This window comes from Vibrio tapetis subsp. tapetis, assembly GCF_900233005.1.
GTDB classification, from domain to species: Bacteria; Pseudomonadota; Gammaproteobacteria; order Enterobacterales; family Vibrionaceae; genus Vibrio; species Vibrio tapetis.
In genome coordinates this window covers 1,150,196-1,176,185 of sequence record NZ_LT960611.1, presented here as the reverse complement: position 1 = coordinate 1,176,185, position 25,990 = coordinate 1,150,196, and the positions used below count along the sequence as shown (strand labels likewise).

Annotated in this window: 20 protein-coding genes; 16 read left to right on the top strand and 4 right to left on the bottom strand. The window is 43.6% G+C overall.

Annotation, left to right across the window (positions count from 1 at the left end):
• Positions 1-10 precede the first annotated feature (10 nt).
• The 7 genes from rpsA to VTAP4600_RS05140 all read left to right on the top strand — a co-directional run bounded on the left by rpsA (position 11) and on the right by VTAP4600_RS05140 (position 9,553).
• Complete coding sequence (gene rpsA / locus VTAP4600_RS05170) at positions 11-1,681, top strand: 30S ribosomal protein S1 (RefSeq protein WP_102521813.1); 1,671 nt, start codon at positions 11-13, stop codon at positions 1,679-1,681.
• A 79-nt stretch (positions 1,682-1,760) separates the two neighbouring features.
• Positions 1,761-2,045, top strand: a complete 285-nt coding sequence (gene ihfB, locus VTAP4600_RS05165) for an integration host factor subunit beta (RefSeq protein WP_102521812.1) — start codon at positions 1,761-1,763, stop codon at positions 2,043-2,045.
• 163 nt (positions 2,046-2,208) lie between these two features.
• Positions 2,209-2,484 (top strand): LapA family protein, encoded by a 276-nt coding sequence (locus tag VTAP4600_RS05160; RefSeq protein ID WP_102521811.1) that lies wholly within the window; start codon positions 2,209-2,211, stop codon positions 2,482-2,484.
• Between the two features lie 11 nt (positions 2,485-2,495).
• Complete coding sequence (gene lapB, locus VTAP4600_RS05155) at positions 2,496-3,665, top strand: lipopolysaccharide assembly protein LapB (protein ID WP_102521810.1); 1,170 nt, start codon at positions 2,496-2,498, stop codon at positions 3,663-3,665.
• An 88-nt stretch (positions 3,666-3,753) separates the two neighbouring features.
• Positions 3,754-4,449 (top strand): orotidine-5'-phosphate decarboxylase, encoded by a 696-nt coding sequence (pyrF, locus tag VTAP4600_RS05150; protein WP_102521809.1) that lies wholly within the window; start codon positions 3,754-3,756, stop codon positions 4,447-4,449.
• Between the two features lie 547 nt (positions 4,450-4,996).
• On the top strand, positions 4,997-5,857 hold the full coding sequence (locus VTAP4600_RS05145) for a hypothetical protein (RefSeq protein WP_102521808.1): 861 nt from the start codon (positions 4,997-4,999) through the stop codon (positions 5,855-5,857).
• A gap of 30 nt (positions 5,858-5,887) precedes the next feature.
• The gene (locus tag VTAP4600_RS05140; protein WP_102521807.1) at positions 5,888-9,553 is read left to right on the top strand and encodes a zinc-dependent metalloprotease; all 3,666 of its coding nucleotides are present in this window, start codon (positions 5,888-5,890) and stop codon (positions 9,551-9,553) included.
• A 79-nt stretch (positions 9,554-9,632) separates the two neighbouring features.
• Here VTAP4600_RS05140 and miaE read toward each other — a convergent pair whose 3' ends face one another.
• Together miaE and VTAP4600_RS05130 are read right to left on the bottom strand one after the other, a co-directional pair.
• The gene (gene miaE, locus VTAP4600_RS05135) at positions 9,633-10,403 is read right to left on the bottom strand and encodes a tRNA isopentenyl-2-thiomethyl-A-37 hydroxylase MiaE (protein ID WP_102521806.1); all 771 of its coding nucleotides are present in this window, start codon (positions 10,401-10,403) and stop codon (positions 9,633-9,635) included.
• An 84-nt stretch (positions 10,404-10,487) separates the two neighbouring features.
• Complete coding sequence (locus VTAP4600_RS05130) at positions 10,488-11,252, bottom strand: DNA repair protein (RefSeq protein ID WP_102521805.1); 765 nt, start codon at positions 11,250-11,252, stop codon at positions 10,488-10,490.
• Between the two features lie 347 nt (positions 11,253-11,599).
• On the opposite strand from VTAP4600_RS05130, the gene cysB reads away from it, so the two are divergent.
• Positions 11,600-12,574 (top strand): HTH-type transcriptional regulator CysB, encoded by a 975-nt coding sequence (cysB, locus tag VTAP4600_RS05125; RefSeq protein WP_102521804.1) that lies wholly within the window; start codon positions 11,600-11,602, stop codon positions 12,572-12,574.
• Positions 12,575-12,630: 56 nt separating this feature from the next.
• Complete coding sequence (locus VTAP4600_RS05120; RefSeq protein ID WP_102521803.1) at positions 12,631-13,824, top strand: methyltransferase; 1,194 nt, start codon at positions 12,631-12,633, stop codon at positions 13,822-13,824.
• A gap of 101 nt (positions 13,825-13,925) precedes the next feature.
• Here the strand turns inward: VTAP4600_RS05120 and ald are convergent, their stop codons facing one another.
• A complete protein-coding gene (ald, locus tag VTAP4600_RS05115; protein WP_102521802.1) occupies positions 13,926-15,050 on the bottom strand; it encodes an alanine dehydrogenase in 1,125 nt (374 codons plus the stop codon).
• 153 nt (positions 15,051-15,203) lie between these two features.
• On the opposite strand from ald, the gene lrp reads away from it, so the two are divergent.
• The 5 genes from lrp to serS all read left to right on the top strand — a co-directional run bounded on the left by lrp (position 15,204) and on the right by serS (position 22,237).
• Positions 15,204-15,698, top strand: a complete 495-nt coding sequence (gene lrp / locus VTAP4600_RS05110) for a leucine-responsive transcriptional regulator Lrp (RefSeq protein WP_102521801.1) — start codon at positions 15,204-15,206, stop codon at positions 15,696-15,698.
• Positions 15,699-15,853: 155 nt separating this feature from the next.
• Positions 15,854-18,811 carry a DNA translocase FtsK gene (locus tag VTAP4600_RS05105; protein ID WP_102521800.1) on the top strand — a complete coding sequence of 986 codons (2,958 nt, stop codon included), beginning with the start codon at positions 15,854-15,856 and terminating at the stop codon, positions 18,809-18,811.
• 69 nt (positions 18,812-18,880) lie between these two features.
• A complete protein-coding gene (lolA, locus tag VTAP4600_RS05100) occupies positions 18,881-19,480 on the top strand; it encodes an outer membrane lipoprotein periplasmic chaperone LolA (RefSeq protein WP_102521799.1) in 600 nt (199 codons plus the stop codon).
• A 9-nt stretch (positions 19,481-19,489) separates the two neighbouring features.
• Positions 19,490-20,839 carry a replication-associated recombination protein A gene (locus VTAP4600_RS05095; RefSeq protein ID WP_102521798.1) on the top strand — a complete coding sequence of 450 codons (1,350 nt, stop codon included), beginning with the start codon at positions 19,490-19,492 and terminating at the stop codon, positions 20,837-20,839.
• A gap of 90 nt (positions 20,840-20,929) precedes the next feature.
• The gene (gene serS, locus VTAP4600_RS05090; RefSeq protein WP_102523913.1) at positions 20,930-22,237 is read left to right on the top strand and encodes a serine--tRNA ligase; all 1,308 of its coding nucleotides are present in this window, start codon (positions 20,930-20,932) and stop codon (positions 22,235-22,237) included.
• Positions 22,238-22,383: 146 nt separating this feature from the next.
• Here serS and bioA read toward each other — a convergent pair whose 3' ends face one another.
• Positions 22,384-23,664: an adenosylmethionine--8-amino-7-oxononanoate transaminase gene (bioA, locus tag VTAP4600_RS05085; protein WP_102521797.1), complete on the bottom strand. Its 1,281-nt coding sequence runs from the start codon at positions 23,662-23,664 to the stop codon at positions 22,384-22,386.
• A gap of 138 nt (positions 23,665-23,802) precedes the next feature.
• On the opposite strand from bioA, the gene bioB reads away from it, so the two are divergent.
• Together bioB and bioF are read left to right on the top strand one after the other, a co-directional pair.
• The gene (gene bioB / locus VTAP4600_RS05080; protein ID WP_102521796.1) at positions 23,803-24,855 is read left to right on the top strand and encodes a biotin synthase BioB; all 1,053 of its coding nucleotides are present in this window, start codon (positions 23,803-23,805) and stop codon (positions 24,853-24,855) included.
• Positions 24,842-25,990 carry an 8-amino-7-oxononanoate synthase gene (gene bioF / locus VTAP4600_RS05075; protein ID WP_102521795.1) on the top strand — a complete coding sequence of 383 codons (1,149 nt, stop codon included), beginning with the start codon at positions 24,842-24,844 and terminating at the stop codon, positions 25,988-25,990. The genes bioB and bioF overlap by 14 nt, the downstream gene beginning before the upstream one ends.

Genomic DNA, 25,990 nt, shown 5'->3' with positions numbered 1-25,990 from the left:
GATCAAATTAATGACTGAATCTTTTGCTCAACTCTTTGAAGAGTTTCTATCTGAAACTGAATTCCAACAAGGTACTATTGTTAAAGGTACTGTAGTAGCTATCGAGAACGGTTTCGTTCTTGTAGATGCTGGCCTTAAGTCTGAATCTGCTATCCCTGCTGAACAATTCAAGAACGCTGCTGGCGAACTTGAAGTTGAAGTTGGTTCTGAAGTAGACGTAGCGCTTGACGCTGTTGAAGATGGTTTCGGTGAGACTCAACTTTCTCGTGAGAAAGCGAAGCGTCATGAAGCTTGGATCGTACTTGAGAAAGCTTACGAAGAAGCTGAAACTGTTGTTGGTATCATCAACGGTAAAGTTAAAGGCGGTTTCACTGTTGAACTAAACGGTATCCGTGCTTTCCTTCCTGGTTCTCTAGTAGACGTACGTCCAATCCGTGACACTGCTCACCTAGAAAACAAAGAGCTAGAGTTCAAAGTAATCAAGCTAGACCAGAAGCGTAACAACGTTGTTGTTTCTCGTCGTGCTGTTATCGAATCTGAAAACAGTGTTGAGCGTGACGAACTTCTTGAAACTCTTCAAGAAGGCACTGAAGTTAAAGGTATCGTTAAGAACCTTACTGACTACGGCGCATTCGTTGACCTTGGCGGTGTAGATGGCCTTCTTCACATCACAGATATGGCTTGGAAGCGTGTTAAGCACCCATCTGAGATCGTAAATGTTGGTGACGAAATCCTAGTTAAAGTTCTTAAGTTTGACCGTGAGCGCACTCGTGTTTCTCTAGGTCTTAAGCAACTTGGCGAAGATCCATGGGTAGCAATTGCTAAGCGTTACCCAGAAGGTCACAAACTTTCTGGCCGTGTTACTAACCTAACTGACTACGGTTGCTTCGTTGAAATCGAAGAAGGCGTTGAAGGTCTAGTACACGTTTCTGAAATGGATTGGACTAACAAGAACATCCACCCTTCTAAAGTTGTTAATGTTGGCGACGAAGTTGAGGTTATGGTTCTTGAGATCGACGAAGAACGTCGTCGTATCTCTCTAGGTCTTAAGCAATGTAAAGCTAACCCATGGCAGTCATTCGCTGAAGCGCAAGCTAAAGGCGATCAAGTAACTGGTAAGATCAAGTCTATCACTGACTTTGGTATCTTCATCGGTCTTGACGGTGGCATCGACGGTCTTGTTCACCTATCTGACATTTCTTGGAATGTTGCTGGTGAAGACGCAGTTCGTGACTACAAGAAAGGCGATGAAATCTCTGCAGTTGTTCTAGCAGTAGACGCTGAGCGTGAGCGTATTTCTCTTGGCGTTAAGCAAATGGAAAACGACCCGTTCAATGCATACGTAGCTGACAACAAAAAAGGTACGCTAGTTAACGGTACTGTTACTGCAGTTGATGCAAAAGGTGCTACAATTGAACTAGTAGACGGCGTTGAAGGTTACATCCGTGCTTCTGAAGTATCACGTGACCGTATCGAAGATGCGTCTCTAATCCTAAGCGTTGGTGACAGCGTTGAAGCGAAATTTACTGGTGTAGACCGTAAAAACCGCGTAATCAACCTATCTATCAAAGCTAAAGATGAAGCTGAAGAGCAAGAAGCAATGGCTACACTGAACAAACCTGAAGAAGGTGGTTTCGGTAACGCTATGGCTGACGCATTCAAGGCTGCTAAAGGCGAATAATTAATCGCTAAGAGGGAGCCGTAAGGCTCCCTTTTTTTCGATATGTGCCTTACTGATTTCAACAGTAATGAGGGAAACTATGACTAAGTCTGAATTAATTGAAAGACTCTGCGCGCAACAAACACACCTTTCTGCAAAAGAAGTGGAAGACGCTGTTAAGGATATCCTTGAACATATGGCATCTACCCTAGAAAACGGTGATCGTATTGAAATCCGTGGTTTCGGTAGTTTCTCACTGCACTATCGAGATCCTAGAATGGGCCGTAACCCTAAAACTGGTGACAAGGTTGAACTGGAAGGTAAATACGTTCCTCATTTCAAACCTGGTAAAGAATTACGTGAACGTGTAAACATTCATAGTTAATCATCATGTATTGGTGTTATACAAAAGCGGCATGCTGATAGTATGCCGCTTTTTTATAACCTTAAAATAGTTAATTAGCTGTTTCTTGGCTATCAGCATGGCTTGAAAGCATAATTTACTGCATAATCTAGGGCTGTGAATCCAATATCAGGAGTGCTGAGTTATGAAAATTATAAAAATAATTGTGGTTATCGCCCTTGTCCTAATTGCTTTAGCGTTAGGAGCCCAAAACCAAGAAGTCGTGACGTTTAACTACCTTCTTGCAAAAGGTGATTTTCACTTATCAATACTGCTCGGCATCGTATTTGCCACTGGGGTTGCTTTGTCTGCATTGGCCTTCGGTAGCGTACAGTTTAAGTACAAATTGACGATTCGCCGCTTAAATAAACAGTTAAAAAAGTATCAACCAAAGGTTGATGCGAAAGAGAGCAAGGCCTAAAGGGCAACTGAATGCTGGAATTACTCTTCTTGTTACTTCCCGTCGCGGCGGCTTATGGCTGGTACATGGGCAACCGCAGCGCTAGGTTCGACAAGCAGAAACAATCTAATCAAATCTCTCGTCAATATGTGATGGGGTTAAACTTGCTCCTGTCTGATCAGTCAGACAAAGCAGTCGATCACTTCATTGAGCTTTTGCAAGTAGATGACGAGACCATCGATACCCATCTCGCACTCGGTAACCTGTTCCGTTCCCGAGGTGAAGTTGATCGTGCAATTCGCATACACCAAAATCTAATATCTCGTTCTGGTTTAACCATTGAGCAAAAAAATATAGCTTTGCAGCAGCTAGCGAAGGACTTCATGGTCTCTGGTTTGCTCGATCGCGCTGAGCGTATTTTCATGCAGTTATTGGATGAACCCGATCACCGGACGGCAGCTCTTGGACAATTGGTCGCTATCTATCAACAAACTCGTGAATGGCAAAAAGCCATTGATTATTCATTAGCCTTGGTTAAAACCGGTAAGAAAAAATTCAAAAAAGACATCGCACATTACTATTGTGAACTTGCGATGCTGGAACAGGGTGAAGGTAACCAAAAGCGTGTTATTGGCTTATTGAAAAAAGCGTTACTTGAGGATCCTAAGTGTGTTCGAGCCAGTATCCAGTTGGGCAAAGTCTATTTAATTAACGAAGATTATGCTCAAACCGCGTCTTATATGGAAATGGTCTTGGATCAAGACATCGACTTTGTCGGGGAAGTATTACCAATATTGGCAGACTGCTACCATCATTTAGGACGTGAAAATGAACTGCTCACGTTCCTTCAACAATGTATCGCAAAAAAAGCAGGGGTATCAGCTGAATTGATGCTTGCTCAATTAGTCGCACAACATGAAGGGCCGGCTGCCGCACAAACCTTGCTTACAAGACAACTAATAAAGAACCCAACTATGAAAGGGTTCTATCGCCTAATGGACTACCACCTTTCTGAGGCTGAGGAGGGTAGGGCAAAAGACAGCTTAACGACTCTTCAATCCATGGTTGGCGAGCAACTTAAATTAAAACCTCATCATCGATGCCGTAAATGTGGCTTTTCGACTCATTCCCTTTATTGGCATTGTCCATCATGTAAGGGGTGGGGAACGATCAAGCCCATACGAGGCCTTGATGGAGAGTAATTTACACCATTGGGGTAACACCCAAAATTAAAATGGCAGCGGCGATCCCGCTGCTTTTTTAGATTTTCAAAGTTAGTTAGGAGAGAAAATGAACGACCAAAAAGTCATCGTGGCATTAGACTATGATAACCAAGCAGACGCATTGGCCTTTGTAGACAGAATCGACCCAGCAAGTTGCCGCTTAAAAGTAGGCAAAGAGATGTTTACTTTATTTGGTCCTGAATTTGTACGCGAACTTCATCAACGCGGCTTCAGTGTTTTCTTAGACCTTAAATTTCACGATATCCCAAATACCTGTTCGAAAGCGGTTCGTGCAGCTGCAGAAATGGGCGTATGGATGGTGAATGTTCATGCGAGTGGCGGAGAGCGCATGATGACGGCTTCTCGTGAAATATTGGAACCGTATGGTAAAGACCGCCCTTTACTTATTGGTGTAACAGTCTTGACGAGCATGGAACAAGCAGACTTAGCCAGTATTGGTCTAGACATCACTCCACAACAACAAGTGATGCGACTTGCGAACTTGACTAAGAATTCTGGCTTAGACGGGGTGGTATGCTCTGCTCAAGAAGCCTCTATGCTTAAATCTGAGCTTGGTAAGTCATTTCAGCTTGTAACGCCTGGAATTCGTCCGGTTGGCGCGGCTGTTGGCGACCAGAAGCGTATCATGACACCCCCACAAGCAATTGAAGCGGGCTCTGACTACTTAGTGATCGGTAGGCCGATTACACAAGCTGCGGATCCTGCGGCTGTCTTGGTAGAGATAAATAAGACACTCGCATAACGATAGTATGTGTTATAGAAGAGCGCTCTTCCTTTGGGAGAGCGTTTTTTTTTGCGGACGGTGAAGTTTTTCATATATAAAAACTAATAAGATGAAGAACGTAATATTAGTGGTATGAGTCTAAGCTCATCACACTCATTGTTATAATTTATCACTATGGCATGCTGAATTTTTAATTCGATACTCTAATTAAATAAATAGAAAATAATATTAAGTTTAGGATTATGTTTATATAAACATAAAATTAATGTTTAGTTATTAATTAGACCTTAGAAATGTGTTGCTAACGTGAAGTGCTTCGCAGCTATGTTTGATTCCCGTTACATTACTATAAATAGACGACAGCATAACGTAGTATTTATGAGGTGTATCAGTTGACTAGTATTGAGGTTTTTTATAATAGAAAATTAATTAGCATTCGTTATTAAATTCAGAGTTTAAGGGATTAGCCGTTTTAATATTTTGAAACGGTGAAGAATTCCTATATTTAAAATAACGCGAGGAGGAGTTAGCATTATAGCTAACTTACATTCATGGACGATTTATTATGCAGAACAAAGAAAAGTGGATGCACAGATCAGCAGCACTGGTAATATTATTGTTAGTCAACTCCTGTTTATATGCAGAGGAGCAGAACGTTGATGAGAATACAGCTTCAAATAAAATAAAAGAAAACACGAAGTGCTTAGACTGTAAACTAGGTGGCATGATTTCAGGCGGCTACGATACTAACATCTATAATCGGAATGATCATCGTTCAATCAGAAGCTTGTCATGGCGCCTGTCCTTAGATTACACATTCTCAAGCGACTACAAGGCGTACTTTAAAACGGGGGGGTATCGCGCTCTCGAAGACAAAACAGGTGACTATGTTACTGACAGTGTAATCGGTATGAGCCGAACTCAATTATTTGGTTTCGGAGAGTCTGGCAAAGTAGGGGTATCTGGTCAGTTTACAATACCGACTTCAGAAACATCACGTAAGGACTCTTTAAACACAGCATTTCGCGTGGCAGTCCCTGTTAGCACTAAACAATGGGGCATAAACTTCTCTGTGACCCCAAGGATCTCTAAAAGCTTTCACGAATATAAAACTGCCGGAGAAAAGTCACTGACAGAATGGATATATTCATTATCCTTGGCAGCCGGTTATTCATGGGATGATTTGTCTTTGGGGATGTCAATGTTGGGTGGAAATAGTCGCTCTTATCAAGGAACTCGCCGTACCGATATAACTTATGCAGGCTCAATATATGGATCATATCAAGTGACGAATAATATTGGAATATCCATATCTGCTTCAACTTCCGGTTTTTATACAGACGCTGAGCGAGGGACGCTTGGTAACATAGATTTATTTGACCCAAACAGTGCAAGTTATAATGTTGAAATATCTTATTCATTTTAGGGAAAGAACGAGTAACAAAGGGACACAGATATGAAATACAATAAAATTGCCTTAGCTTCGGTTATAGGTGGAATACTCTCGGGTTGTGGCGCCGATGACCAAGCATACGATATGGCAACTAAACCTGCGAATTTAGTTTCAAAATCTCAGTTCAAAACAGATCAAGTCTATTTATATATGCCTTCAATGGCTCGAGCGCCTAAATATGCGGTTTCTATGGCGCCGTTTATGCAAGGGCAGGAAAAACTGGTCACGCTTTCATTTGAAGGTGGGCTGACAAGTGATGATAAGGGCGGATTAAAAGTCACGATGATTAGCCCCGATATCATCAGTCAAGACGAAATTGACCAAGGTAAGCTTGGGCGTTGGATTGAAGATCAAGACAGTGCAAGACCGGTATTAACGATTCCTGGTTTGTTCGTAGACTATCAGTGTAAAGAAGATAGCTACGGAGATTGTACGAATGTCGAAGAGAAAGTCGACGAGAACGAGGTTTCATGGCAAGCACGGAAGTTCTTCTTACCTGATTTCGCAGATGTACAGGTACATGAACGAAGCTGGAACGATTTGTTCACTCATGCAGACGGTTGTATCAAGACTTCTGGTGGGGCTCGTTTAGCAACAGACCAAAACAGTAATTGGAAAGGCTACGAAGTCAACGTTGACGGCGTGATCAACTTTGAAATTGAGCAAGATTACCAAGTAACAAATAGTTGGGACTGTATGATAAATGCGTTGTCTCAGTCTAATTTCGACATGTCGACACTGACTTTTACCGTTTCTCAATTTTACTCGTTAGTGCCATTGGATTTAGTCCGTTCACCTTCTCCGGCCAAAACGGGTCAACCAAGGGTAGAAGGAGCATACGAGCCGATTGTTTATATGCGTGGCGATGAAGATACCTTTGGTTTTTTCTCCAATACTAGGGGGCGACCAGACCCATCTTATGTCGATGGTCAATTTGACCAGAACTTTGATTACTTACATAGATTCAATCCAAATTTGGATTCAATCGTATATCATTTATCAGACAGTTTTGATCTTAATGAAGAAACGCGCTTCTTCAAACAGGTGACAAAAGACGTCGTAGAAAAACTAAATCCTCAATTGGCAAAAGTAGGTGTTCCTACCATTATTCTGGAAGAACCGTCTGGTAAGCAATCTGGGGACCTACGTTATAACGTAATAAACCTCATAGATGAGCCTCTTGATAACGGTTTAGCAGGCTATGGCCCTTCAGCCGTTAACCCGATAACGGGAGAGATTGTCCATGCGCATGTTAACCAGTACTCAGGCGTCCTCCGTTCTATATCAGACTGGCTGTGGGATAGAATTGCACTTGACTACAATAAAGGCCGTGTAACACCGGTTGAATCTTTGGTTACCACCAACATTCCAGCAACAAATACATCCACGTCAGGGGGAACGATCGAATTAGATCCAAACGCAAGTCAAATTGATGATAGTGGTGTCAATGCCGAAAGACTAAACAATCTGCCAGTTGCAAATGAGACATTGCAGCATGTCATTGAAGCATTCAATGAACAAATGCGGTATACGGATGAAGACGTAACTATTGAGAAGATGTCTGCAATTACCGAGTTGGAAAAACGTATGTGGGCTGAAAATAATATGTATCCGGTAAGTGCTATGCGTGGTGGTACGACGATTAAATCGTTGCCGACGACGATTGGTGGCCGGCAGTTAGACATGCAAGCCCCTGAGCTTTGGAAAGATGAGGTTGTTGGAGGAAAACTTAAGAGTTGGTCTGAACTTACCGAAAAAAAACAGGAAGAACTGAGCTTACTTATTGTTGGTGTTTTTTACGCAAAAACACTTGTACATGAACTTGGGCACAACTTAGGTCTACGACACAACTTCAAAGGCAGCAACGATTCAACCAACTACTTTAAAGACAGTGAACTGGCTGAACATGGCCTAAAAACGGTTCCAGGTTATTCTTCTATTATGGACTATAACCCATCTTTACTAAATGCACTTCCAGTATTCGGGCCATACGACTTGGCTGCGTTACGATTTGGCTACAAACGTGAAGTAGAAACGACGCATAAGTTCAAAGCGAGCAGTGATCTGCCTAGCCATGAATTTACTAGTGTAAAGCAATATGATGATACGATTTGCGCAGAGGTGCTCGATGGGTATACGCGTCCATCAGACCTTGTTTATGACGGTGTTGTTAATGCTTTAGAGAGTATATTTGAGAAAGACCGAAAAGATAGCTCGGTTGATACCGAATCCAACCTACGCGTCTTTTCGTACTGTACTGATGGGAATGTTTCACTCAACGAAGATTGTAACCGTCACGACGAAGGTCGTAACCGTGATGAAATCATGGCATTCAAGTTAGAAACTTACGATGATCTTTACTACAAGCGCTCAATGCGAGGTATGAAAGAGAATTTTTCTGAAAGCACGATTTCATCGTACGCAAACCGCCGCATCAATGATTTTATGGATTGGAGAAACAGCATCCATGATTTCCAACGTTGGAAAGAGTTTATGCCGAGCTCCTTCCAAGATGATGGTTACCGTATCTTTGTTTCGAAGATTGATCCTTATTGCAGTAATGAAGCAAACAAAACTGAAATTACCTACGAATTATACTGTGGCTCTCCAAAAGCAGTTGAAAGTGCAAGAGATAAATTGGTAGATATTTTGATCACCCCTGATCATCACTGTGAGCTAGTAGATAGTAGTAATAATTATAGCTATCAGAAGCTGGCTACGGTTATTGATGAGTGGAATTATCGCAATTTCTTCCCTATCAACCATGTGCCCCAGTCATGTTTTGACGCGACTGTCGTAGAAGCGTTAAACACGGTTGGTTTAACCGTCAAAGGTGAAATAGGTAGATATTTGAATAGTGGTAGTGCTCCTCGTCCGGCACCAGTAAACAACTATTCAAACTATATCGATTACGTCGGACATTGGGCGGATAAACTTGCAGCTGCAGTTGCGTTGGTCGACCGAGTGGGTCATAGAAACACGACAAGTCGCTCTACGGTAGCGTTGCTTGACTTACCTGATGTATCGATCACTTCTTCAGGTGGTAGAGTGATTGATGTTAAAAAATACTTGCTTGATACTCTAATCTTGGGCACTGAAGATTATAGTAAAATGTTTAAAGATTCGGCAGGAAACTATCAAGCAGCAAAAGGTGATTTCAACGGGATAACCTGGGAAGACAAGATTGAGATCATGCCTTATTATGGAAGTTATTCCATACGCAATCATTTCAATATACCTCGATTCCAGCAAGTACCTTTAACAAAAGCGATTTTAGTCGCCATGGTGACTCACAGTGCTGGCAATATGGTCGATCAGCGTGACGAAACTTTCTCTCGTATGATTACAATACGCAGCGATTATCCTTCAGCGTCAGGCGTCCGTAGTTACAAACGTAAAAACGGACGCACCTACTATGCAGCGGAAGAAAATCAATATGCTTGGGGTATGATAGAATTCACTAACGAGTTTGAAGCTCTGCAGAGTGCGGAAGCAAACAGTATAGACTTGACTACAATTCCGTTAAATTCCATAGCACTAGCTGATTATCAAGATGCCGATAAAAAACTGAAATTGACTAAATTATATAATTATCAACTCAGTTCATTAGAGAACCTGCCAGTATATAACTTAGTGAGAGATCTAGACTTAGATCTAACGACTCACTAGTCACATCAATACAGTAAGGCTCCCATTTATACTTAAATGGGAGCCTTTTTCGTTTACGTGACAAAAACGATCCAATTAGTTAAGTCGGCTTACCGCTATGAAACTTAAAGTCCGTATCTGGGGAACGGATCAGCTCAGCCTCAACATGTCCAAAAAAAGCAACTCGCTCACTGATGTCATGACCTGCAATTTGTTCCGCTAGCTCTAAGTAGTCTTGATAGTGCCTCGCTTCCGAGCGTAATAACGAGATGTAGAATCTTGCAATATCTTCATCTAAATGAGGAGCAAGCTTTGCAAAACGTTCACAAGAACGAGCTTCAATATAAGCACCGATAATCAGCTTATCGACTAACGTATGCGGTTCATGAGTAATGATATTAGATAGCATTCCTTTCGCATAGCGACTCGCAGAAATGGTTTCATAAGCAATACCACGGCCTTCCATTATTTCTAACACTTGATAAAAGTGGTGCAGCTCTTCTTTGATCAGCATGACCATTTTATCGATTAGATCTTGGCTGTAAGGAGAGTCGGATTTGGCCATAATAGCTTTAGAGATATTACTTTTACCTTTTAAGCTTTCTAAGTTACCTACCTTTTTGTACGCAAACTCTTCATAGGGCTTGAACCACTCTAACAAGGTCTGGGAACTGGCTTTGTCCACCGCATATTTTCGAATGAGATACATAGCGGATTGACCGGCTTTAAGTTCACAAATCAAATGATCGATTAAGATGGTTTTTAGCTGTTCTGGCTTTTTAGCTTCCTCTATCCATTCATCTGGGGTTTCGCATTGTAAAAAATTATGGATGGGAGCGAGCAATTCTTGGTATTTATCGAGTGATATCATGATAGTTTTAATTTAAAGAGTGATGTTTGAAAGACATAAAAAAGGCCGCCTACAGCGACCTTCATAGCAATAGAAGTGGTTAACTTACCATTTTTTCTTCTCACCAAATAACGCGTCCATGTCGTTATTGCGTTCTTTTTCTTCACGCTGCATCATGTCCTGAGCATCTTTGCTTTGGCGTTTTTGTTCTAAATCATCCAACATGCCTTGTAGTTTTTCTTTAGCTTGCGAAGAATAACTGTCATTTTTTGACGCAAGTGCATCGATGCCTTTTTTCAGTAGCTGCTTCGCGGTTCCTACTTGGCCTCGTAACACAGAGTCGTTGGCGCGTTTGATGACGTTTTCGATGTTAATTCGGACTTGTATTTGTTCTAGACGAGCATTTTCCGCAACATAACCTTGGGTATCAAAGCGGCCTTTATTGTGCTCGCTACGAATGGTTTCACGCAGTCTCTTAACCAGTTTAAGCATGATAATCGCTTGCTTATCGCTACTTGGCACTTTAAAACTATTGGCATCTCCGCCTTCGTAGTTTGATTTTACCTGATCTATTTGCGTTTGCATGTTGGCAATACGAGATTTCAATTGCTTGTTTTTAGGATCAAGCTCAAACATCGCCTGCAGTGCGTCCATAATTCGTTGGTTCAAGCAGACGAGCAGCTCTTTACTATAAGGCATATGGTGAGCATTGCCGATCAGATCTTCAGTCGCGTCGATAACCGCAAGATGTCGAGTCGACTCCTGCCTTTTGGTTGTTTCAACTTTCATGCGATATTGAAGCATTATGTTATAGCCAATGACTAACACAAATAAAATGGCTACTAGCGCAATAATTAAACCGATATTCATAAACTTAAGTCTGCATTCCGTACAAAAAGCTAACTTTAGAGGATACACGAACTTTCGTATAACAGCATCTAAGAAAGTAACAAATTACATTATTATCTTAACTATCAAGAAACTTAATGAAAAACCGTATTTTAGCCACCAATAATGCGGGGCTGCTTGCAAAACTCTTTTATTACTATAGTTGATGGTGATATATCCGTGAGCTAAATGTCCGATTTTTACTGTTAATTGCAAGGTTATCGCGTTATAACTAATACTTATATGAGAGTAAATAATTACATATGGTAGGCCATGATTGATTTGGTTTTACTGCGTAACAGACAAAGTAATGGAGTACGAGGCTCACAATGAAATTACAGCAACTAAAGTATATTGTGGAAGTGGTCAATCATAACCTTAATGTATCAGCCACGGCAGAAAGCCTGTTTACCTCCCAGCCGGGGATCAGTAAGCAAGTGCGATTACTTGAAGATGAACTGGGCATTCAGATCTTTGAGCGTAGCGGTAAGCATTTAACTCAAGTTACTGGGGCCGGTGAAGATATTGTTCGTATTTCTCGAGAAATTTTGGCTCGTGTCGAGAGCATTAAAGCCGTTGCCGGAGAACACACTCACCCAGAAATGGGAACTCTGAATATTTCGACAACCCATACCCAAGCTCGTTACGCATTACCAGATGTGATTAAAGGGTTCACCAAGCGGTATCCTAAAGTTGCGTTAAACATGCACCAGGGAACGCCTACGCAAATGTCTGAAGCGGTTGCGAAAGGGACGGCGAATTTTGCGATCGCGACTGAGGCCTTGCACTTATACCACGATGCGATAATGCTGCCTTGCTATCATTGGAACCGTTCGATTGTGGTGCCGAAAGATCACCCTCTGGCACAAAAAAGCAATATCACCATCGAGGATTTAGCAACGTATTCGCTTGTTACCTATGTTTTTGGTTTTACTGGTCGCTCTGAGCTTGATACTGCGTTTAATCGCGCAGGCCTAACGCCGAAAATCGTCTTCACGGCAACAGACGCCGACGTTATCAAGACTTATGTAAGAATGGGAATTGGCGTAGGGGTTATCGCCAGTATGGCGGTCGATAAAGAACAAGATTCTGATTTGGTTGCCATTGATGCAAGCCATATTTTCGGAGCGAGTACGACTTCGATAGGCTTTAGGAAGGGAACTTTCTTGCGCTCTTATATGTACGATTTTGTTGAGCGCTTTGCACCACATTTAACAAGACCGGTTGTGGAACAAGCTATCTCTTTAAAAAGCAACGCCGAGATAGAAGAAATGTTTAGGGATATTGAACTACCCATTCGTTAAATTTCTTCCGTCTCGATCAGATTCCCCCTACAATGCGCCAGCGATAGGGGGATCTCATGTTTTCTATTTTTACTCAAATTGATGCCATTTTAACAGCGAACCAGCGTTACTGGCGTTTTGAACCATTTCACAGTACTGAAACGTCGGCATCAGTTCAGCTACGTCAAGCCCCCGAATTACACCGTTGGTTAATGTCATTAACGAACGATGATATAGAGTTTTATAAACAAAATAATGCATCACTTGTCCCTGAAGTTGGTCGTTACATTCCCGAAGTGTTAACGCTAGACTCTTTGTCTCAGTTACCTACAACTAATACTCAGCCCTTACCACTACCTCGCGGTGCAGAGGTAGGCGTTCCTGGAAGAAAGCTTAATCAGATAGTGGCTATGAGTCAGGCGTCCTTGGACGAGCATCAAGGTTCTGAGTGGTTGGAATGGTGTTCAGGTAAGGGCTATCTAGGACGAATACTTGCCTTGAGTACAACCCAGCCTGTAACGAGCTTCGAATGGCAACAGTCTTTGTGTGATTCGGGACAGATGGAAGCGAATAAGCAAGCATTGCCGATGACATTTGTTCAGGGAGATGCGCTCGCTGACGACGCATCGCTCATCATGAATAATCGACAGCACGCTGTTGCCCTGCATGCTTGCGGAGATTTACACGTCAATTTGATACGGCATGGCTGCAATATCGGATTACCAGCACTCACCATTGCCCCTTGTTGCTATCACTTAATTCAAGGTGACCAATATCAAGCGCTGTCTGATTTGGCTCGAAATAGCGAACTTAACCTTACTCAGTCTGAATTACGTATCCCGTTGCAAGCGACGGTCACTGGGGGAGAGCGAGTTAAAAGACATCGTTACTTGGAAATGACTTATAGGCTCGGGTTAGATAATTTTCTTCGGTGCGAAAAAAAGCACGAACGCTATACACCGTTACCTAGCATCAAGAAATCCGAATTAGCTCTTGGGTTTGAACATTTTTGCAGGTGGGCAGCGAAAAAGAGAAGTATTGATATAGACGGAATGAACTTTGAACACTGGCTTGTTAGCGGGAAGGAAAGGTTTATTGAAATGGAGAGAATGAGCTTGATTCAGCAAGTTTTTCAGCGACCGCTTGAAATGTGGCTTGTTTTGGATAGAGCACTGTATCTGGAACAAAATGGTTATAAGACGATGCTTTCAGAATTTTGCAATAGTAGTGATACTCCTCGCAATATCCTGATTCAAGCAAATAGAAAATGAGACAACTAAAGGTGAGTTTCGGTTAACAAAAAAGCTCGCCGAAGCGAGCTTTAAATTCCTCAGGGCGTAAGCCCGACTAAAAGTGGCGTAATGGCCAGATTTTAGTTAAACATCGCTATCGCTGCTTTTGCTTCAACGTATTCTAAGTCGAATGCTTCAGCAACTTCTTTACACGTTACTTTACCGTGAATAACGTTCAGGCCTTCGAGTAGGCCGTCATCAGAAAGCAGGGCTTGTTGGTAACCTTTATCTGCTAGCTTGATGATGTACGGTAGCGTTGCGTTATTTAGCGCGAACGTTGATGTACGTGCAACTGCGCCAGGCATGTTAGCAACACAGTAGTGAACAACATCATCAACAACATAAGTTGGATCAGCGTGCGTAGTTGCGTGAGACGTTTCGAAACAACCGCCTTGGTCAATCGCAACATCAACAACCGCCGCGCCAGGCTTCATGTTCTTAATGTGTTCTTTGGTGATCAACTTAGGAGCCGCAGCTCCTGGAATCAATACCGCACCGATGACTAGGTCTGCTTCTAGAACGTGGCGCTCTAGCGCGTCAACAGTCGAGTAAACAACTTTCGCTCGGCCTTGGAATTCTTCATCCAATGCACGTAATGTATCGATGTTACGATCAAGTATGGTTACGTCAGCACGAAGGCCCACGGCCATTCTCGCTGCGTTTGAGCCCACTACGCCGCCGCCAACAACCACGACTTTTGCAGGCTCAACGCCCGGTACGCCACCCAATAGAAGGCCACGTCCACCGTGAGATTTTTCTAAAGTTTGTGCACCAGCTTGGATAGACATGCGACCAGCAACCTCAGACATTGGCGCTAATAGTGGCAGACGACCCATATTATCTGTTACAGTCTCATAAGCTATGCAGACAGCTTTGCTCTTAATCAGCTCTTCTGTTTGTGGAAAATCTGGTGCAAGGTGCAAATAGGTGAACAATATTTGCCCTTCGCGAAGCATAGCTCGCTCGATAGTTTGAGGCTCTTTAACCTTAACAATCATATCTGCGGTAGCGAAAACATCCGCAGCAGTAGGAAGAATGGATGCGCCTACGGCAATATAGTCCTCGTCAGTAAACCCAATGCCGCTACCGGCTTGTGTTTCAACTATGACCTGGTGACCGTGAGAGATAAGCTCTCGCACACTAGATGGGATCATACCCACGCGATATTCGTGGTTTTTGATTTCCTTAGGTACGCCAATAATCATCCTGAATCCTCGTGTTTTTTAGTTATATTATCTATGTGTAGGGTAATTCTGTCGAATTAACAACTAGTATAGGGTTCTTTTTGAAGAATTTGATACTGAATATTAAGAAAATGTAGTATATTTTATTGCAAGGAAGTAACAAGGTAGGAAGAAATGGTGGATAATTATAAAAAACCGTCCAAGGAACTGGATCGAATTGATAGAAACATTCTTAACGAACTTCAAAAAGATGGTCGTATTTCGAATGTCGAATTGTCAAAAAGAGTGGGATTGTCACCAACGCCATGTTTAGAGCGTGTGCGTCGTTTGGAAAGACAAGGCTACATTAATGGGTACACAGCACTTTTAAACCCTCAATATTTAGACGCATCACTTCTCGTGTTTGTCGAAATTACATTGAATCGTGGTGCTCCTGATGTATTCGAACAATTTAACCATGCGGTACAGAAGCTTGATGACATCCAAGAATGTCACCTCGTTTCAGGAGATTTCGATTATTTGTTGAAAACTCGCGTATCGGACATGAGTGCTTATCGTAAGCTACTTGGTGATACGCTTCTGCGTTTGCCGGGTGTAAACGATACGCGTACTTATGTTGTTATGGAAGAAGTCAAACAAACCAATCACTTAGTGATTAAAACCCGATAATTGACATAAATTTAGCCAGTCACGTTCGATAAGACGTTACATTGGCTATATTTATTGGGTTTTACCTCCTGATATGGTTAAATTAATACACCGAGCGGCCTGTGCCTCTCGGTGTATTTGATTAGAGCCATCCCATTTAGGTCATAAGTTTAAGTATGTTCAAAGAGAACAAAGAAAAGGTTGAAACCTTCATCAAGTCCCAAGAATCAGCCAACAATTCCCGTTTAGATGGCGTACAACGTCTGCGAGATTGCTGTTTTATCGTTGGGTGTTTGATTGCCATTCTGGTTTCGATAGCATTATTATCATTTAACCCCGCCGATCCCTCTTGGTCTCAAACATCGTGGGGTGGCGAAGTTAAAAATCTTGGCGGTTATTTTGGCGCTTGGGTTGCAGATAGCCTTTTGTTTGTTTTTGGTTCTATCGCTTATCCTCTGCCTGTGGCTATCTCAGTTATGACTTGGGTTTTATTCCGTAAACGCGGTGAGCAAGAAGACGTCGACTTTATGCTATGGGGCACACGCTTACTGGGCTTTGTTGTTGTTCTTCTCACAAGTTGTGGCCTCGCTGATATCAACTTTGACGACATCTGGTATTTCTCTTCTGGTGGCGCGATTGGTGATGTACTGACAAGTTTAGCGATCCCGACGTTTAATACATTAGGCACAACTCTCGTATTTTTATTTTTGTGGGGCGCGGGCTTTACATTACTCACGGGTATTTCATGGCTGTCTATCGTTGAATGGTTAGGCAATTCAGCCATAGGTATGGTTAGCTGGATATTGAACCGTTTCCGAGGTACTGAGAAAGAGGTACTTGAACCAGAGCTTTCTCACCTGTCTTCAGACTCGCCAAGTTTTAACGAACGAGAGGAAGAGATTCCTGAGCAGAATTTGCCTGATGACAACTCTTCTCAATTGATCGCTCCTGAATTTACCTCAGTACCCGATGTTGATGATGTTCAATTAGACGATGAGCGTCGTTTTAACATTCATATGCCTTCTAATTCTATCGACGACTTTAATACCGTTGAAGAACCGCTATTTACCGGGCATACAGAACACTCATCTATTGCTGAAAGTGTTACCGAACAGTCCAATTTTGACGAGACTGCTTCTGAATACCAACCCCTTGAATCTCATGATTCGGAACAACCGTACGTTGATTTGTACTCGTCTACTAATGACTTGCCTACTGAGAGTAGTGAGTTACCACCGATTGATAGTTATCAAGAAGATGAACCTGACAGCGATCGCACTAGGCAACTGGGCGCGACAATAGAAGAGCTTACCCAAGCTGCAGAAGAGGCGGATGATTATGCCCAGGGTGCAGAGTTAGTAGCCGACAATGTTTCAACATCGCCCCCAATAGCGCCAACTGAAGTGCCGATTCAAGAACCTAACGTTGAAGTCACCAATGACGATTTGGTCGCAGAAGAAGTGTTTGTTGACGAGGCTGCTGTTGAGGAGACCGCTGTTGAAGAGGCCGTTGCGGAAGACGTGGTGTCGGATGATCCTGACGCGCTGGCCTTCCAGAATATGGTCTCGGAAGCTCAAAAAAACATGGCGGGCACTCAGAATCCATTCTTAGTACAAGCGGAACCCAACCTGCCGGTACCCACCAGCCCGATGCCGACATTAGAATTGCTTTATCATCCAGAGAAACGAGAAAATCATATTGATCGTCAGGCTCTAGAAGATATAGCTCGTCTGGTTGAGTCCAAGCTAGCAGATTACAAAATTAAAGCTCGAGTAGTTGATATTTTCCCAGGCCCGGTGATCACTCGTTTTGAACTTGATCTCGCTCCAGGTGTAAAGGTTAGCCGTATTTCCAGTTTATCGATGGACTTGGCTCGCTCATTATCTGCAATGGCCGTACGTGTTGTTGAAGTGATTCCGGGTAAACCATACGTTGGGCTAGAACTGCCGAACATGAGCCGCCAAACGGTGTTTTTATCTGACGTAATCAACAGCCCTCAGTTTGAAGAAGCAACATCGCCAACCACGATCGTACTTGGTCAGGATATTGCTGGTGAAGCTGTTATTGCAGATCTATCCAAAATGCCCCATGTGCTGGTGGCGGGTACAACCGGTTCGGGTAAATCTGTGGGTGTGAACGTCATGATCCTAAGCATGCTTTATAAGGCTACGCCTGATGAAGTACGCTTTATTATGATCGATCCAAAAATGTTGGAGCTTTCGATCTATGAAGGGATCCCACACCTATTGAGCGAAGTGGTGACTGACATGAAAGACGCATCGAACGCTTTGCGTTGGTGTGTTGGTGAAATGGAACGTCGTTACAAGCTCATGTCTGCGCTGGGTGTTCGTAACATTAAAGGCTTTAATGAAAAATTGAAAATGGCCGCTGATGCTGGGCACCCGATCCATGATCCACTGTGGCAACCTGGCGACAGCATGGATGAAATGCCTCCATTGTTAGAAAAACTGCCCTATATCGTTGTCGTGGTCGATGAATTTGCCGACATGATGATGGTGGTGGGCAAAAAAGTAGAAGAACTGATCGCTCGCTTGGCTCAAAAAGCTCGAGCTGCGGGTATTCACCTCATATTGGCAACTCAACGACCTTCGGTAGATGTCATTACTGGCTTGATTAAGGCCAACATACCGACTCGTGTCGCCTTTACCGTATCGACTAAAACGGATTCCAGAACCATCTTGGATCAGGGCGGGGCAGAGTCATTATTAGGCATGGGTGATATGCTGTATTTGCCTCCGGGTTCAAGCCATACCATTCGCGTTCACGGCGCATTTGCATCCGATGACGATGTGCACAGTGTGGTGAATGATTGGAAAGCACGTGGCAAGCCGCAATATATAGAAGATATAGTAAAAGGTGAGCAGTCAGCAGATACACTCCTTCCCGGCGAGAAGATGGAAGGGGAAGAAGAGCATGATCCATTATTCGATCAAGTGGTGGAACACGTTGTTCAGTCTCGTCGTGGCTCGGTTTCCGGTGTTCAGCGTCGATTTAAAATTGGGTATAACCGAGCGGCCAGAATTGTAGAGCAGCTAGAAGCGCATGGTATTGTGAGTGCACCAGGCCATAATGGTAATCGTGAAGTATTAGCACCACCGCCAATAAAAGAATAACGCTCTGCTGACGAACTTTGGAATCAAGTGTTGTCCAATGAGCAGTAAACATATTAAGAGATAAGATAAATGAAAATTTGGATTGCGGTATTAGCGTTAGTGAGTGCGACAGCGTTTGCTGGCCCGAAAGAAGAGTTAAATGATCGTCTATCATTGAATCGCGGTTTTAGTGCTGATTTTGAACAAAAAGTATCAACGCCTGAAGGTGTTGTTATTCAAGAAGCTCAAGGTAAGGTGGAGATTTCTCGTCCGAGTTTATTCCGTTGGACATCCGTTGTTCCTGACGAGAACCTATTAGTCTCTGACGGAAAATCGCTTTGGTATTACGACCCATTCTTAGAGCAAGTGAGTATATATAACCAAGAAGCGGCGACCAGCCAAACACCATTTGTATTACTGACTCGCAACCAAGCCAGTGATTGGGATAACTACTCGGTTAGCCAAATCGGCAATAGCTTTGTGCTTGAGTCGACTCAAGCGGATTCTAATCAAGGCCAATTTTTGGTCGATATTACCGATAAAGGTGTTGTGCTAGGTTTTGCAGTCGTTGAACAAGACGGCCAAAAAAGTGAATTCAGTTTTAAAAACATGGATCTGACGGTACCAGATAATTCTCGATTTACTTTTGTTCCACCGGTTGGAATCGAAGTTAATGATGAGCGTAACTAAGGTTTTCCATTGAGTAACTTCAGCTTAGATTTTTCATCAGGTGATGATTTTCGTCCACTGGCTGCGCGTATGCGGCCTCAAACTGTTGAGCAATATATTGGTCAACAGCATATTCTTGGGCCAAACAAACCATTGCGCCGAGCCCTAGAAGCTGGCCATATTCACTCGATGATTTTGTGGGGGCCACCGGGCACAGGGAAAACCACCTTAGCTGAAGTTGCGGCAAATTACGCGAACGCAGAAGTAGAACGAGTCTCTGCTGTTACGTCTGGCGTGAAAGACATTCGTGCTGCGATAGAAAAAGCTCGTGAAAATAAGTTGGCGGGCTTGCGTACCATTTTGTTTGTAGACGAAGTCCATCGTTTCAATAAAAGCCAACAAGATGCTTTTCTGCCACACATCGAAGATGGCACGATCACCTTTATTGGTGCCACGACTGAAAACCCTTCTTTTGAACTCAATAACGCATTGTTATCACGTGCACGGGTTTACAAGTTAACCTCGCTCAACGTAGAAGACATCGGGCTGGTGATCACCCAAGCCATTGAAGACAAGCAGCGTGGCTTAGGCGAAATAGAGGCGAAATTTGACGATGATGTCCAAGATAGGCTTGCTGAATTGGTCAACGGTGATGCCCGAATGTCACTCAATTACCTTGAACTGCTGTTTGACATGGCAGAAGAGGATAAGTCGGGTACTAAGCGAATAAGCTTGGAATTGTTGGCGGAAGTTGCTGGTGAGAAAGTCGCCAGGTTTGATAACAAAGGCGACATTTGGTACGACCTCATTTCAGCATTACATAAGTCGGTTCGAGGCTCAGACCCAGATGCGGCTCTTTATTGGGCCGCGCGGATGATAAGCGCAGGTTGTGATCCGCTCTATATAGCCAGACGATTACTTGCCATTGCCTCTGAAGATATTGGCAACGCAGATCCAAGAGCCATGCAAGTTGCGATTTCCGCATGGGATTGCTTTACACGCATCGGTCCTGCGGAGGGTGAGCGAGCACTCGCTCAGGCGGTTGTTTATTTAGCGTGTGCACCAAAAAGTAATGCGGTTTACACAGCTTGGAAGCAAGCACTTAGAGATGTGAGTAACCAACCCGAATATGAAGTACCTCATCATTTGCGCAATGCGCCAACCAGCCTAATGAAAGATTTAGGCTACGGCGATGAGTATCGTTATGCTCATGACGAGCCGGGTGCGTATGCTGCAGGTGAACAATATTTCCCCGTTGAAATGGCACAAACTCGCTACTATTTTCCAACAAATCGAGGCTTAGAGACGAAAATTGGTGAAAAGTTAGATTATCTCGCCAGTTTGGATGCAAAAAGCCCACAAAAGCGCTATGAAAAGTAGTGCTTTTTGGATATCTTAGTCAGGAAATTCTTCTAAGCGGCGCAGATGTCGTCGCTATCTCAATACCAACTAAAAGGCCTAGGATTAGCAATGCTGGATTCTAAATTACTTCGAACTGAGCTGGATGAAACAGCTGCAAAATTAGCACGTCGCGGTTACAACCTCGATGTAGAGACAATTCGTCAACTTGAAGAACAACGTAAGTCCATTCAAGTAGAAGTTGAAAATTTACAATCCTCGCGCAACTCCATCTCTAAGCAAATCGGCCAAAAAATGGCGGCTGGTGATAAAGAAGGCGCTGAAGAGATCAAGAAGCAAATTGGTAACCTTGGCAGTGAGCTTGAAGCAAAGAAAGTGGATCTTGCAGAACTGCAATCTAAGCTAGAAGCTGTGACAATGGCTGTACCTAACTTACCACACGATTCTGTACCAAACGGTAAAGATGAAGATGAAAACGTTGAGATCTCTCGTTGGGGTGAGCCAAAAGCTTACGACTTCGAAGTAAAAGATCACGTTGATCTTGGTGAAATGTCTGGTGGTCTTGACTTTGCAAGTGCGGTTAAGATTTCTGGCTCTCGCTTCATTGTAATGAAAGGTAAGTTTGCTCGCCTGCACCGTGCTATTGCGCAGTTCATGCTTGATCTTCATACCGATGAGCACGGCTACACCGAAATGTACGTACCGTACCTAGTCAACTCAGACAGCTTATACGGCACAGGTCAACTTCCAAAATTTGGTGAAGACCTATTCCACACAAGCCCACTGACTGAACAAGTAAGTGATGTTCCGCTTAAGAAGTTGTCACTGATTCCTACGGCTGAAGTACCAGTAACTAATATGGTTCGCGATACGATTTCAGACGAAGCGGATCTGCCGCTTAAAATGACGGCACACACACCGTGTTTCCGTTCTGAAGCCGGTTCTTACGGTCGTGATACTCGTGGTCTTATTCGTATGCACCAGTTCGATAAAGTTGAATTGGTTCAAATTACTAAGCCTGAAGATTCAATGGATGCGCTAGAAGAGCTAACTGGCCACGCTGAGAAAGTACTGCAGTTGCTAGAACTTCCTTACCGTAAAGTGGTTCTATGTACTGGTGACATGGGCTTCGGCGCAAGCAAAACTTACGACTTAGAAGTATGGGTTCCGGCTCAAGAAACCTATCGTGAAATCTCTTCTTGTTCAAACATGTGGGATTTCCAAGCTCGTCGTATGCAAGCGCGTTTCCGTCGTAAAGGCGAGAAGAAACCAGAGCTAGTGCACACACTAAACGGTTCTGGTCTTGCGGTTGGTCGTACTATGGTTGCTATCTTAGAAAATAACCAAGAAGCAGACGGTCGTATCGCTATTCCAGCAGTACTTCAACCCTACATGGGCGGCGTAACGCACATTGGTTAGAAGTTCTAAAGGCTAAGTTCTAAAAGCTAAGAGCCTAAAAGAACTAAGTACAAATAAAAAAACCTGACGTTTTAGCGTCAGGTTTTTTTGTAAGGATAGAAAAGAGCGGATACAGAAATAAAGCGAATACAGATATGGGAAATTCTTTATTTCGTAAAACACTCATTATTATCGAGAGATAGTTCTATGGCACGAATGAGAGTTTCTACATGCTTCGCCTCGGATACAAACGGAGGCATCATATAAATTCGGTTCATAAATGGGCGAATCCAAACGCCATTCGCGACGAACTGCCGTTGAATTTCTTCCATATTGACGTTCTGGTGAGTTTCTACCACACCAATCGCGCCTAGCCATCTTACGCTTTTAACTCGGTCATGCGTTGCGAGCACGGGGAGTTTCTTTGCAAAGATTTGTTCAATGCGTTGAGTTTGGTTTTGCCAATCGCAGGTTTGAATGAGGTCTAAGTTTGCTGAAGCGACCGCACAGGCTAACGGGTTCCCCATAAATGTTGGGCCATGCATAAAGCAACCTGCTTCACCGCCACATACCGTATCTGCAACGTGTTTTGAGGTAAGTGTGGCAGAAAGTGTCATATACCCACCAGTGAGCGCTTTGCCTACGCACATGATGTCTGGCTGAACGTTAGCGTGCTCACAGGCGAACAGCTTTCCAGTACGACCGAATCCTGTTGCGATTTCATCCAAGATCAAAAGAACCCCATACTCATCACATAAACGACGTACTTCAACTAAGAACTGCGGATGGTAAATATGCATACCACCAGCGCCTTGAACGATGGGTTCTAGAATGACGGCGGCGATGCTCTGAAGGTGTTGTTGTAGCTGATTTTCAAAGTCAGCAATGTCACTTTCATCCCAGTCATCGAAATAACCGGTTTTTGGCCCATCTGCGAAGATGTGCTCTGGTAGAAAGCCTTTGTAGAGGCTGTGCATAGAATTGTCTGGGTCGGTGACCGACATGGCAGCAAAGGTATCGCCGTGATAGCCATTTCTTAACGTGAGAAACTTTGGCCGTTGTTCACCTTTAGCATGCCAATATTGCAGCGCCATTTTCAAACTCACTTCCACAGCCACCGAACCTGAATCCGCGAGAAAGACGTGCTCAAGGTTGTCTGGCACAACTTCGAGTAACTTTTTACAGCAATCAATCGCTGGCTGGTGGGTGATACCGCCGAACATGACATGAGACATTTTATCGAGTTGGCTTTTTGCCGCGCTGGTAAGGGCGGGATGGTTATAACCATGAATCGTCGACCACCACGAAGACATGCCATCAATAAGTTGGCTGCCATCTTCGAGTTCCAAGTAAACCCCTTTGGCTGATACAACCGGGTAACAGGTAAGAGGACTAAGGGTAGAAGTGTAGGGATGCCAGATGTGCTGGCGGTCGAAAGCTAAATCCATAAAATGTGTCCAATTAAAATCGTTTAAATTTTATACAAATGTAAATCTACTCGCATCGTGATTGGTTGACAGTTTATTATGGCTAGGTAGACTAGCCAAGCAGAAACATAAAATATTCAGAATAATAAGGAACATCACGTGGAAGCTCGTCACAACTGGACCGTGCCAGAAGTAAAAGCACTGTTAGACATGCCATTTATGGATTTGGTATTTGAAGCTCAACAAGTGCACCGTCAGCATCAACAGACCAACTATGTGCAAGTGAGTACGTTACTATCAATAAAAACCGGTGCTTGCCCTGAAGACTGCAAATACTGCCCTCAAAGCGCGCACTATCGTACCGACGTAGACAAAGAGCGCTTGATGGAAGTTGATCGCGTACTGGATGCCGCAACTAAGGCGAGAAACTCGGGCTCTACGCGTTTTTGTATGGGCGCTGCATGGAAGAACCCCAAAGAGCGTGATATGCCTTATCTATTAGATATGATCAAAGGCGTGAAAGATATGGGGCTAGAAACTTGCATGACATTAGGCATGCTAACCCCAGACCAAGCGGTTGAGTTATCCGATGCGGGGTTGGATTACTACAATCACAACCTCGATACCTCTCCTGAATTTTATGGCAGCATTATTACCACGCGTACCTATCAAGATCGTCTGGACACCCTGTCACATGTGCGTGACGCGGGAATGAAGATCTGTTCTGGCGGCATCATTGGTATGGGTGAAAGCACATCCGATCGTGCTGGGCTATTTGTCGAATTAGCGAACTTGCCAACTCACCCAGAAAGCGTGCCAATCAATATGTTGGTGAAAGTAAAAGGCACGCCAATGGAAGATGCTGAAGATGTCGACCCATTTGATTTCGTAAAGCTGATAGCGGTGGCACGAATCATGATGCCAAATTCTGCCGTTCGACTGTCTGCTGGCCGCGAAGATATGAACGAACAAATGCAAGCACTGTGCTTTATGGCTGGAGCAAACTCCGTATTCTACGGCTGTAAATTGCTTACAACGCCGAACCCAGATGAAGACTCTGATATGAAGTTGTTCAAAAAGCTGGGGATCAATAGCCAGCAGGTGAGTCAAAAACCTGATGAAATAGAAGAAAACGAACTGCTTGATCGTGTTGTAGAACGTGTTGCGGCAAGACCGAGCAAAAACGATTTGTTTTACGATGCGAGCGTTTAATAAAAGAATACAAGCTAAGCTAAGTGAGCGTGAAACCAAAGGGTTAACTCGCTCATTACTTTGTTTAGAAGGTGGCAATACGTCGTCATTAACTGACCAAGGCTGCGAAAAGCTGAATTTTTCCAGTAACGATTATTTGGGATTAGCCAATGATCGTGACTTAGTAAAAGCGTGGCAAGATGGCCTTGATAAGTATGGTGCCGGTAGCGCGGCTTCACCATTGGTTACTGGATTTTCGTCCGCTCACCAAAGACTCGAAGATGTGCTGTGTGACTGGTTGGGTTATTCAAGAGCCATTTTGTTTGGTTCGGGTTTTAGTGCCAATCAATCCGTTCTATTCAGCTTGTTGGAGAAAGGTGATAGCTTATTTCAAGACCGACTCAACCATGCTTCATTAATGGAAGCGGGCATACTGTCTCCTGCTCAGATGAAACGATTTCGCCATAACGATGTGAGCCACCTTAAAAAACAACTTATCGGCCACGCATCCCCTATGGTTGTCACCGAAGGGGTGTTTAGCATGGATGGCGACTTAGCACCGTTACAAGACATGAATCAACTGTGCAAAGCAACCGAAAGTCTTTTCATGGTCGACGATGCGCACGGTATTGGTGTCCTTGGTTCAGAAGGTCGAGGTAGTTGTCATTATGTTAACGTGATGCCGGATATATTGGTCGTCACGTTTGGTAAAGCATTTGGTTTGTCTGGCGCAGCGGTGATGTGTAGTCATGAGATGGGAGCGTATCTTACTCAGTTCGCAAGACATCATGTCTATTCAACGGCAATGCCTCCGTCACAGGCTCATGCATTGGCTCATTGCGTAAAGAAAATCAGAACCGAGCAGTGGCGACGAGACAAACTTGGTTCGTTACAGCAAGCTTATGAAAACGCATTTGGTCAACTGCCGGGTTATGTCGAAACAAACACACCGATTAAACCATTTTTGGTGGGGGATGCATCCAAAGCGGTGCAGTATTCTCAGCAGCTAAAGCAAGCCGGCTTTTGGACGACGGCTATTCGCCCGCCGACGGTACCCACAGGTGAGGCTCGATTAAGAATAACGCTAACTGCCAATCATAGTGTTGAGGATATTCGACGATTAGCAAACGCACTAAAACCGCTTGTAGAGGATTAA